The sequence below is a fragment of the Streptomyces sp. NPDC024632 genome (genome assembly GCF_055559175.1).
Map to the genome: position 1 here is coordinate 64,487 of NZ_JBVHLD010000010.1, position 10,348 is coordinate 74,834.

A 10,348-nucleotide genomic window follows, 5' to 3' on the forward strand; every position below is an offset into this window, starting at 1 on the left:
GATGGAGTGGCCGCGATGTCCGCACGGGAGGCGTCCGTGGAGAGCATCCAGCGGGAGTTGACCGCCTTCGCGCGCCGGGCGCGTGCCACGGCCGCGCGCATGCACCCCGAGCTGTCGCTGGTGTCGTTCACCATCCTCGCGCACCTGGAGGAGCAGCAGGGCTGCCGGGCGACGGACCTCGCCGCGCACTATCTGCTCGACAAGTCCACGGTCAGCCGCCAGGTGGCCGCGCTGGAACGGCTCGGGTACATCGAGCGCCGGGTGGACGCCACCGACCACCGCGTGCAGGTGCTGCACCTCGCGCAGCACGGGATCGAGACGCTGGCCGCGGCGCGGGTCAGCCGCAAGGAGATCTTCCAGGAGCGGCTGGCCGCCTGGGACCCGGAGGATCTGGCGCGCTTCGCCGCGTATCTGGTCCGCTACAACGCGGACGCGGCGGCGCACCCGCTGCCGTAACCCGCGGGCGGCCCCGTCCTACAAGGGCCCCTCACAAAAGACCCGTCGCACAAAAGCTCGGGCCCTTCAAGCGAAAACGGCCCCGCCCGCGACCTGCACGGTCGCGGGCGGGGCCGCTACGAGCCCGACTCTACGTCAAGCGCCGCGTCGAAAACGACGGCGTCACGTCAGAGGTTGACGCCGAAGTCCTGGGCGATACCGCGCAGGCCGGAGGCGTAGCCCTGGCCGACGGCCCGGAACTTCCACTCGGCGCCGTTGCGGTACAGCTCGCCGAAGACCATCGCGGTCTCCGTGGAGGCGTCCTCGGTGAGGTCGTAGCGGGCGATCTCGGCGCCGCCGGCCTGGTTGACGACGCGGATGAACGCGTTGCGCACCTGGCCGAAGCTCTGCTGACGGCTCTCGCCCTCGTAGATCGAGACCGGGAAGACGATCTTGTCGACCTCGGCGGGCACGGTGGCCAGATTGACCTTGACCGCCTCGTCGTCGCCCTCGCCCTCACCGGTGAGGTTGTCACCGGTGTGCTCGACGGAGCCGTCCGGGCTCTTGAGATTGTTGAAGAAGATGAAGTGCTTGTCCGACAGGACCTTGCCCGTGGCGTCGAGCAGCAGCGCGCTCGCGTCCAGGTCGAAGTCCGAACCGGTGGTCGTGCGCACGTCCCAGCCCAGGCCGACAGTGACCGCCGTGAGTCCGGGGGCCTCCTTGGTCAGTGAGACATTGCCGCCCTTGGAGAGGCTGACACCCATGGTGTATCTCCCTGCTCAATCCGGCGCGGGCCGCGCCACTTGACGATTCCTTTGCCCAATGACTCCAACGCACACCACCCTGCACCGGTTCCCGCCCCGATGCCACCGTTCGCCGCCGTTCGATCCCCCGGGCCTTCAGTACGTCACCGGGATGCGCCGCGCGGGGCCGTCCGCCGTGACCGATCCGCGGGGATCGGCGGGGGGAAGGCGACCTGCCGGCCGGAGCCGGCCCGCCGGGGAATGAGAAACGGACCCCCGGCCGCGACTTTCGTCACTTCCGGAGGCCCGTGTCGTCGGTACCTCTTTGTGCGCGAGGGGGGAGTTGAACCCCCACGCCCTTTCGGGCACTGGAACCTGAATCCAGCGCGTCTGCCTATTCCGCCACCCGCGCATGGGTGTTGCCGTTTGATTCTCACACACGGTCCGGACCGGTGGGTCCGAGTGGTGTGGGAGGGCCTCCCGACATGCAGAAGATTAGCACGAGGTCCGGGGTGGAATCACATGCGTTCGGGCGGCCCGGGGAGTGCCGGGAGCCGGGCGGGGGCAGGTGGGAGAGGGACCCGGGGGCGGTGCGGGACACTGGGAGGGGACAGGGCGGCGGTGAACGACGGCGAACCGGGCACCATGGACAGAACGCGCATCTACCATCCCAGTGGGGGACGGCGGAGGAGGCGCGGGCGGTGTGAGGGTTGACACTGCCCGGTCCAGGGGATTCGGGGAACCACAGGTTTTTCCCGCGCGTGGATACGATCAGTAAGCAGTATCGGAAATCGTTGGGCCGGAAGGTCGCGAGGAGGGAGGTGCCCCGTGGGAGTACTGAAGCGCTTTGAGCAGCGCCTGGAGGGCCTGGTGAACGGCACCTTCGCCAAAGTGTTCAAGAGCGAGGTGCAGCCCGTCGAGATCGCGGGCGCGCTCCAGCGCGAGTGCGACAACAACGCCACGATCTGGAACCGCGACCGCACCGTCGTGCCCAACGACTTCATCGTGGAGCTCAGCTCCGGCGACTTCGAGCGGCTGAGCCCGTACGCGGTGCAGCTCGGCGACGAGCTGGCCGGGATGGTCCGCGACTACGCCAAGCAGCAGCGCTACACGTTCATGGGCACCATCAAGGTGCACCTGGAGCGGGCCGACGACCTGGACACCGGGCTCTACCGGGTGCGCAGCCGCACGCTGGCCTCCAGCGAGTCGCAGCACCAGGGCGGCGCGCCCCAAGCCGCCCACCAGGCCGCCCACCAGGCCCCGGCCGCCCCCTCGTACCAGCAGAGCCCGCAGCACCAGCCGCAGGCGCCGCAGCGTCCGACGTACGCGCAGCCCGGCGGACCGCAGCGGCCCTCGGGTCCGCCGCCGATGCCCGCCGCACCGCCCCCCGGCGGCGGTGGCGCCCGTCACGGTGTGGCGCCCGTCACGCGGCTGCCCGGCACCGGCGCTCCCGCGGGGGCCCCCGGCGCGGCCACCCGCCGCTGGATCGAGATCAACGGCAACCGCCACCAGATCTCCCGCTCGACGCTCGTTCTCGGCCGTTCCACCGAGGCCGACGTGCGGGTGGACGACCCGGGCGTATCGCGCAAACACTGCGAGATCCGGGTCGGAACGCCGTCCGTGGTCCAGGACCTCGGGTCGACAAACGGCATTGTGGTGGACGGACAGCACACCACGCGCGCTACGCTCCGCGACGGCTCCCGCATTGTCGTGGGGAGCACCACCATCGTGTACAGGCAAGCCGAAGGGTGAAGCGGGGGCAATGTCAGAGCTGACCCTGACGGTCATGCGGTTGGGTTTCCTCGCCGTTCTGTGGCTGTTCGTGATCGTCGCGGTGCAGGTCATCCGCAGCGACCTCTTCGGTACCCGGGTGACCCAGCGAGCGGCGCGCCGCGGGGACGGCCAGTCGCGTCCTCCGCAGCAGCGCCAGCAGCAGGCCGCCGCCGCGCAGGCCCAGCCGCGGCAGCAGCCGCAGAACAACCGCCAGCGCCGCGGCGCCCCCACCAAACTGGTGGTCGCCGAGGGCTCGCTCGCGGGGACGACGGTCGCGTTGCAGGGCCAGACGATCACCCTCGGCCGGGCACATGACTCGACGATTGTGCTCGACGACGACTACGCGTCCAGTCGGCATGCCAGGATCTACCCGGACCGCGACGGCCAGTGGATCGTCGAGGACCTCGGATCCACGAACGGCACCTATCTGGACCGGAACCGGCTGACCACGCCGACCCCTGTCCCGCTGGGTGCGCCGATCCGCATCGGCAAGACCGTCATCGAGCTGCGGAAGTAGTCGCACTATGGGCGAGCGGAGCCACGACGCGCGAGCGAGAGGGTGGGCAGCGTGCGGATGTACCCGGAGCCGACGGGGGAGGTGCGCATGTCTTTGAGCCTGCGTTTCGCCGCCGGTTCGCACAAGGGCATGATCCGCGAGGGGAACGAGGACTCCGGCTACGCCGGTCCGCGTCTGCTCGCGATTGCCGACGGCATGGGCGGACAGGCCGCCGGCGAGGTCGCCTCGTCCGAGGTGATCTCCACCATCGTCACGCTCGACGACGACATCCCCGGCTCCGACATCCTCACCTCGCTCGGCACCGCCGTGCAGCGGGCCAATGACCAACTGCTGCACATGGTCCAGGAGGACCCGCAGCTCGAAGGCATGGGCACCACGCTGACCGCGCTGCTGTGGACGGGCCAGCGGCTCGGCCTGGTGCACGTCGGCGACTCCCGCGCGTATCTCCTCCGGGACGGCGTCCTCACCCAGATCACCCAGGACCACACCTGGGTGCAGCGGCTGGTCGACGAGGGCCGGATCACCGAGGAGGAGGCCACCACCCACCCGCAGCGCTCCCTGCTGATGCGCGCGCTGGGCAGTGGCGAACACGTCGAGCCCGACCTGTCGATCCGCGAGGTGCGGGTCGGCGACCGGTATCTGATCTGCTCCGACGGCCTGTCCGGCGTCGTCAGCCACCAGACGCTGGAGGACACCCTCGCCGGGTACCAGGCGCCGCACGAGACCGTGCAGGAGCTGATCCAGCTCGCGCTGCGCGGCGGCGGACCCGACAACATCACCTGCATCGTCGCGGACGTGCTGGACACCGACGACGGCGACACGCTGGCGGCGCAGCTCAACGACACCCCGGTGGTCGTCGGCGCGGTCGCCGAGACCCAGCTCCCGCTGAGCGACCCGCGGCACCTCCAGACCCCGGCGGGGCGCGCCTCCGAGCTCGGCCGTACGCCCCCGCCGCAGCAGCAGGGCCCCGCGGGCTCCTTCGGCCCGCCCGGCAGCGGCGAACCCGGCGCGGCCGGCGCCGCGCCGCTGGGCACCTTCGGGTCGTACGACGACGACGGCCAGACCAAGCCCGCCAAGACCCGTAAGTGGCCCAAGCGCACGGCGATCACCGTCATCGTGCTCGCCGTCATCGCCGGCGGTCTGTACGGCGGTTACGCGTGGACGCAGACGCAGTACTACGTCGGCGCCAAGGGCGACCACGTCGCCGTGTACCAGGGCATCGACCAGAAGCTGGCCTGGATCAAGCTGTCGAAGGTCCACAAGGACCGCCCCGACATCGAACTCAAGTACCTACCGGCCTACCAGCAGAAGCAGGTCCAGGACACCATCGCGCTCAGCAGCCTCGGCCAGGCCGACGACAAGGCCGACGAGCTGGCGACGCAGGCCGGTGTCTGCAAGAAGGTCGCGACGGCCAAGACCCTCGCCGACCAGGCCAAGGCGGCGGCGAAGGCCGCCGAGGACAAGATGCCCGCAGCGGGCACCACCGGCACGCCGGGTGCGAAGAAGAGCAGCGCCACCCCGACGGCGGACCCCACGCCGCCGCTGACGCCCGACGAGAAGAAGCTGGCCCAGCAGTGCGGTACGAGCCAGCAGTAGCGGCTGGTCGCGCACCGGAAGCCCCGCGGGGACCGGCGAGCGCGCCGGCGGCGGGACCAGCAGGAGGAGTCGGCTCGTCATGAGCGCCAGCAACACCACCACCATCACGTCGATCGGCGCGCCCAACCGTCGCAACACCGAACTGGCGCTGCTGGTCTTCGCGGTGCTCATCCCGGTCTTCGCCTACGCCAACGTCGGGCTCGCCAAGAACGACTCGGTCCCGGCGGGGCTGCTCAGCTACGGCCTCGGCCTCGGCCTGCTCGCGGGGATCGCGCACCTGCTGGTCCGTAAATTCGCGCCGTACGCCGACCCGCTGATGCTGCCGATCGCCACGCTGCTCAACGGCCTCGGCCTGGTGCTCATCTGGCGGCTCGACCAGGAGCCGTCGCTGGGCAAGGCCATGGCGCCCAACCAGCTCATGTGGTCCACGCTCGGAGTGGCGCTCTTCGTCGGCGTGCTGGTCTTCCTCAAGGACCACCGCATCCTCCAGCGGTACACGTACATCTCGATGATGGTGGCGCTGGCCCTGCTGGTCGCGCCGATCTTCTTCCCCGGGGTGAACGGCGCGAAGATCTGGATCACGCTGCCGGGCATCGGCTCGCTCCAGCCCGGTGAGTTCGCGAAGATCGTCATCACCGTCTTCTTCGCCGGATACCTGATGGTCAAGCGGGACGCGCTGGCGCTGGCCAGCCGCCGCTTCATGGGCCTGTACCTGCCGCGTGGCCGCGACCTCGGCCCGATCCTGGTGATCTGGGGCATCAGCCTGCTGATCCTGGTCTTCGAGACCGACCTCGGCACCTCGCTGCTCTTCTTCGGCCTGTTCGTGATCATGCTGTACGTCGCCACCGAGCGGACCAGCTGGATCGTCTTCGGCCTGCTGCTCAGCGCGGGCGGCGCGGTCGTCGTCTCCTCGATCGAGCCGCACGTCAAGGAGCGCGTCCACAACTGGCTGCACCCCCTGCAACTGGCGTCCAACGGCGGTGTCACCGAGACCGCGCAGACGATGTACGCGTTCGGCTCCGGCGGCATCTTCGGCTCGGGACTCGGCCAGGGCTACTCCCGGCTGATCGGCGGCATCGCGCCGAAGAGCGACTACATCCTCGCCACCGTCGGCGAGGAGCTGGGCCTGGCGGGCCTGATGGCCGTCCTGCTGCTGTACGCCCTGCTGATCGAGCGCGGTGTGCGGACGGCCCTCGCGGCCCGCGACCCGTTCGGCAAGCTGCTGGCGATCGGCCTGTCGGGCGCCTTCGCGCTCCAGGTCTTCGTGGTCGCGGGCGGCGTCACCGGGCTCATCCCGCTGACCGGTATGACCATGCCGTTCCTGGCGCAGGGCGGCTCCTCGGTGATCGCCAACTGGGCGCTGGTCGCGATCCTGCTGCGGATCAGCGACACCGCCCGCCGTCCGGCCCCGAGCCCGGCCCCCTCCCCCGATGCCGAACCGACCCAGGTGGTGCGCACCCAGTGAACAAGCCTCTCCGACGGGTCGCGGTCTTCTGCGGTCTGCTCGTCCTCGCCCTTCTGCTGCGCGTGAACTACGTGCAGTTCGTCCAGGCCGACCAGCTCTCCAACGACGTGCACAACCGCCGGGTCGCCATCAACCAGTACGCCCAGCCGCGCGGCGACATCATCGTCGACGGCGGCAAGGCGATCACCGGTCACACCGAGACCACGGGCAGCGACTTCAAGTTCAAGCGGACCTACGTCGACGGCCCGATGTGGGCGCCGGTCACCGGCCACGCCTCCCAGGCGTTCGGCACCACCTTCCTCGAAGGCGTCGAGGACAAGTTCCTCACCGGCAACGACGACCGGCTGTTCTTCAACCGCACCATCGACCTGCTGACCGGCAAGGAGAAGCAGGGCGGCAACGTCGTCACGACGCTGAACGCCAAGGCGCAGAAGGCCGCGTTCCAGGGCCTGGGGAACAAGAAGGGCGCGGTCGTCGCGCTCGACCCCGGCACCGGCGCGATCCTGGCCATGGCGAGCACCCCGTCGTACGACCCGTCGACCATCGCGGGCAACTCCAAGACCGACGAGAAGAACTGGGTCGCGCTCGACAAGAAGAACGACCCCGACGACCCGACGCAGAACCGCGCGCTGCGCCAGACGTACCCGCCGGGTTCGACGTTCAAGCTGGTGACGGCCGCCGCGGCGCTGGAGAACGGCGCGGTGACCGACATCAACGCGAAGACCGACACCCCGCTGCCCTACATCCTTCCCGGCACCACGACCCCGCTGAAGAACGAGGGCAACATCCCTTGCAAGGAAGCGTCGCTGATCGACGCCCTGCGGGTTTCGTGCAACACCGTCTTCGGCCACCTGGGCGCGGACAAGGTGGGCCTCCAGGCGATGGTCGACGAGGCGGAGAAGTTCGGCTTCAACAAGGAGCAGTTCGTCCCGGTCCGCGCGAACGCCAGCAACTTCGACACCAAGATGACCAAGGACCAGGTCGCGCTCTCCTCCATCGGCCAGTTCGACACCGCGGCCACTCCGCTCCAGATGGCGATGGTCGCCTCGGCCATCGCCAACAACGGCAAGCTGATGAAGCCGTACATGGTCGACAAGCTGGTGGCGCCGAATCTGAGCACCATCTCGCAGACCAACCCGAGCGAGATGTCGCAGCCGCTGTCGCCGGAGAACGCGCAGAAGCTCCAGACGATGATGGAGACGGTGGTCAACTCCGGCACCGGCACCAACGCCAAGATCTCCGGCGTCAAGGTCGGCGGCAAGACCGGCACCGCGCAGAACGGCATCAACAACGAGGGCACGCCGTACGCCTGGTTCGTCTCGTACGCGATGACCGACCAGGGGTCGCCGGTCGCCGTCGCGGTCGTCGTCGAGGACGGTGCGGCCAACCACGACGACGTCAGCGGTGGCGGTCTGGCCGCGCCGATCGCCAAGAAGGTCATGGAGGCCGTCCTCAACAAGTGAGGGCCGGCCGCCCGGCAGGCCCGGTCCCCGGCACGGTCCCCGGCCCGGCGTCGAACCCGGTGTCAGGCCCGGTCCCGGCGCCGGAAACGGTCCGGAGACCGCCCCCGGGACCGGCGCACGTACCGGACAGGTACCGGTCGGGTATCGGCGGGCGGGCAGGGCGCGAAGGGACCAGAAACGCCCGGTAGCGTATGCCCGAGCATCCGCAGGGCACGGCATTACCGGTTTTGGGTCAAGAACGGGTTTGAGGAGAGGGCAGAGCTATGGAAGAGCCGCGTCGCCTCGGCGGCCGGTACGAGCTGGGCTCAGTGCTCGGCCGTGGTGGCATGGCCGAGGTGTACCTCGCCCATGACACCCGGCTCGGCCGCACTGTCGCCGTGAAGACGCTGCGGGTGGACCTCGCCCGCGACCCGTCGTTCCAGGCCCGGTTCCGCCGAGAGGCCCAGTCGGCCGCCTCGCTCAACCACCCGTCGATCGTCGCCGTGTACGACACCGGCGAGGACTACGTCGACGGGGTCTCGATCCCGTACATCGTCATGGAGTACGTGGACGGCTCCACCCTGCGTGAGCTGCTGCACTCCGGACGCAAGCTGCTGCCCGAGCGCGCCATGGAGATGACGGTCGGCATCCTCCAGGCCCTGGAGTACAGCCACCGGGCCGGCATCGTGCACCGCGACATCAAGCCCGCCAACGTCATGCTCACCAGGACCGGCCAGGTCAAGGTCATGGACTTCGGCATCGCCCGCGCCATGGGCGACTCCGGTATGACCATGACGCAGACCGCGGCCGTGATCGGCACCGCGCAGTACCTCTCCCCCGAGCAGGCCAAGGGCGAGCAGGTCGACGCCCGCTCCGACCTGTACTCGACCGGCTGCCTGCTCTACGAACTGCTGACCGTGCGGCCGCCCTTCGTCGGCGACTCCCCGGTCGCGGTGGCCTACCAGCACGTGCGCGAGGAGCCGCAGCCGCCGTCGGTGTACGACCCCGAGGTCACGCCCGCGATGGACGCGATCGTCCTCAAGGCGCTGACCAAGGACCCGAACTACCGCTACCAGTCGGCCGACGAGATGCGGGCCGACATCGAGGCGGCCCTCGACGGGCAGCCGGTGGCCGCCACGGCGGCGATGGGCTCGGTCGGCTACGGGTACGGCTACCCGGACAGCCAGGCCACCACGGCGATGCCGTCGCAGAACGACCAGCACACGTCCATGCTTCCGCCGCTGCGCGAGGAGGACGGCGGTTACGGCTACGACGACCGCCCGGACCGCCGCCGGCAGAAGAAGGGCGGCAACAACACCTCCACGGTGCTGCTGGTCGTCGCGGGCATCCTGGTCCTGGTCGGCGCGATCTTCCTGGGCAAGGCGCTGTTCAGCGGCAGCGGCGCCGCGGACAACGGCACCGTGCCGAATCTGGTCGGCGCGTCCCTCACCGACGCGCAGGCCAAGGCCACCAACGTCGATCTGAAGATCGTCCAGGGTCCGGCCGAGTTCTGCGACAGCATCGACAAGAACCTCGTCTGCAAGCAGACCCCGGCAGCCGACGCCGCGATCCCGGACGACAAGACGGTCACGGTCGTCCTGTCCAAGGGCCAGGCGCCGATCGAGGTCCCGGACGTCAAGAACGACAAGTACGACTCGGCGGCGAGCCAGCTCACCGCCAAGGGCTTCGAGGTCGACCGCAAGAACAAGACGACCACCACGGAAGACCCGGACACCGTCCTCGACCAGACCCCGAAGGCCGGTACGAAGCAGCCCAAGGGCACGACGATCACGCTGACCGTCGCGGTGGCCCCCGAGAAGAAGGCGCCCACCGACGTCAAGGGCGTCCCGTACGACAACGCGGTCGCCCAGCTCAAGGCGCAGGGCTTCACCAACATCACCCGCGCGCCGCAGGACGTCCCCTCGGACACGACCGCCAAGGGCAGCGTCACCGCCCAGACCCCGGACCCGGGCGCGGGCCCGATCGCCCTTGACACCTCGATCGTCCTGACGGTCTCGTCCGGCCCGCCGCAGACGCAGGACCCGCAGAAGCAGATGCCCGGGGATCTGGGTGGCAAGACCGTGGGTCAGGCAAAGGCCGAACTCGACGGGCTCGGCCTGAACCTCCAGGTGTCCGCGGTCGGTCCTGGCGGCAACCCGGTCGGCGACAACGCCATGGTCATCTCGGTCGACCCCGGAGCGGGCGCGCAGCTCTCCGAGGGCCAGCCGGTCAAGCTGATCGCCGTCGGCGGCAACGGCAACGGCGGGGGCGGCTGACCCCCCGGCAGTACGTGAAGGGGGGGGGGGGGGGGGGGGGGGGGGGGGGGGGGGGGGGGCTGGTTGGTGTTGTTAGGGGGAGGTGGCTCCGCCGCACGAGA

Annotated in this window: 8 protein-coding genes and 1 tRNA gene; 7 read left to right on the forward strand and 2 right to left on the reverse strand. The window is 69.8% G+C overall.

Going from position 1 to position 10,348, the window contains the following annotated elements:
- Positions 1 to 15 precede the first annotated feature (15 nt).
- Positions 16 to 456: a MarR family winged helix-turn-helix transcriptional regulator gene (locus ACZ37P_RS21750; RefSeq protein ID WP_355336706.1), complete on the forward strand. Its 441-nt coding sequence runs from the start codon at positions 16 to 18 to the stop codon at positions 454 to 456.
- Positions 457 to 623: 167 nt separating this feature from the next.
- On the opposite strand, the gene ACZ37P_RS21755 is transcribed toward ACZ37P_RS21750, so the two are convergent.
- Positions 624 to 1,199, reverse strand: a complete 576-nt coding sequence (locus tag ACZ37P_RS21755) for a TerD family protein (RefSeq protein ID WP_355336705.1) — start codon at positions 1,197 to 1,199, stop codon at positions 624 to 626.
- Positions 1,200 to 1,506: 307 nt separating this feature from the next.
- Positions 1,507 to 1,590 (reverse strand) — tRNA-Leu (locus ACZ37P_RS21760).
- Between the two features lie 416 nt (positions 1,591 to 2,006).
- Between ACZ37P_RS21760 and ACZ37P_RS21765 the strand changes: the two genes are divergently transcribed.
- From ACZ37P_RS21765 to pknB, 6 genes are all read left to right on the forward strand, one after another.
- The gene (locus ACZ37P_RS21765; protein WP_355336704.1) at positions 2,007 to 2,930 is read left to right on the forward strand and encodes a DUF3662 and FHA domain-containing protein; all 924 of its coding nucleotides are present in this window, start codon (positions 2,007 to 2,009) and stop codon (positions 2,928 to 2,930) included.
- Between the two features lie 10 nt (positions 2,931 to 2,940).
- Positions 2,941 to 3,468, forward strand: coding sequence for an FHA domain-containing protein FhaB/FipA (locus ACZ37P_RS21770; RefSeq protein ID WP_355336703.1), 528 nt, complete (start codon positions 2,941 to 2,943; stop codon positions 3,466 to 3,468).
- A gap of 57 nt (positions 3,469 to 3,525) precedes the next feature.
- Positions 3,526 to 5,064: a Stp1/IreP family PP2C-type Ser/Thr phosphatase gene (locus tag ACZ37P_RS21775; protein ID WP_355336776.1), complete on the forward strand. Its 1,539-nt coding sequence runs from the start codon at positions 3,526 to 3,528 to the stop codon at positions 5,062 to 5,064.
- A 79-nt stretch (positions 5,065 to 5,143) separates the two neighbouring features.
- Positions 5,144 to 6,529 carry an FtsW/RodA/SpoVE family cell cycle protein gene (locus tag ACZ37P_RS21780; RefSeq protein ID WP_355336702.1) on the forward strand — a complete coding sequence of 462 codons (1,386 nt, stop codon included), beginning with the start codon at positions 5,144 to 5,146 and terminating at the stop codon, positions 6,527 to 6,529.
- Positions 6,526 to 7,992 (forward strand): peptidoglycan D,D-transpeptidase FtsI family protein, encoded by a 1,467-nt coding sequence (locus tag ACZ37P_RS21785; RefSeq protein WP_355336701.1) that lies wholly within the window; start codon positions 6,526 to 6,528, stop codon positions 7,990 to 7,992. Before ACZ37P_RS21780 ends, ACZ37P_RS21785 begins: the two co-directional genes overlap by 4 nt.
- Positions 7,993 to 8,255: 263 nt before the next feature.
- Positions 8,256 to 10,247 carry a Stk1 family PASTA domain-containing Ser/Thr kinase gene (pknB, locus tag ACZ37P_RS21790; RefSeq protein WP_391158751.1) on the forward strand — a complete coding sequence of 664 codons (1,992 nt, stop codon included), beginning with the start codon at positions 8,256 to 8,258 and terminating at the stop codon, positions 10,245 to 10,247.
- The last annotated feature ends 101 nt before the right edge of the window (positions 10,248 to 10,348 follow it).

Coding starts and splice junctions, on each gene's coding strand:
- ACZ37P_RS21780 (WP_355336702.1), top strand. CDS start 5,144: ATGAGCGCCAGCAACACCACCACCATCACGTCGATCGGCGCGCCCAAC.
- ACZ37P_RS21770 (WP_355336703.1), top strand. CDS start 2,941: ATGTCAGAGCTGACCCTGACGGTCATGCGGTTGGGTTTCCTCGCCGTT.
- ACZ37P_RS21775 (WP_355336776.1), top strand. CDS start 3,526: ATGTACCCGGAGCCGACGGGGGAGGTGCGCATGTCTTTGAGCCTGCGT.
- pknB (WP_391158751.1), top strand. CDS start 8,256: ATGGAAGAGCCGCGTCGCCTCGGCGGCCGGTACGAGCTGGGCTCAGTG.
- ACZ37P_RS21750 (WP_355336706.1), top strand. CDS start 16: ATGTCCGCACGGGAGGCGTCCGTGGAGAGCATCCAGCGGGAGTTGACC.
- ACZ37P_RS21755 (WP_355336705.1), bottom strand. CDS start 1,199: ATGGGTGTCAGCCTCTCCAAGGGCGGCAATGTCTCACTGACCAAGGAG.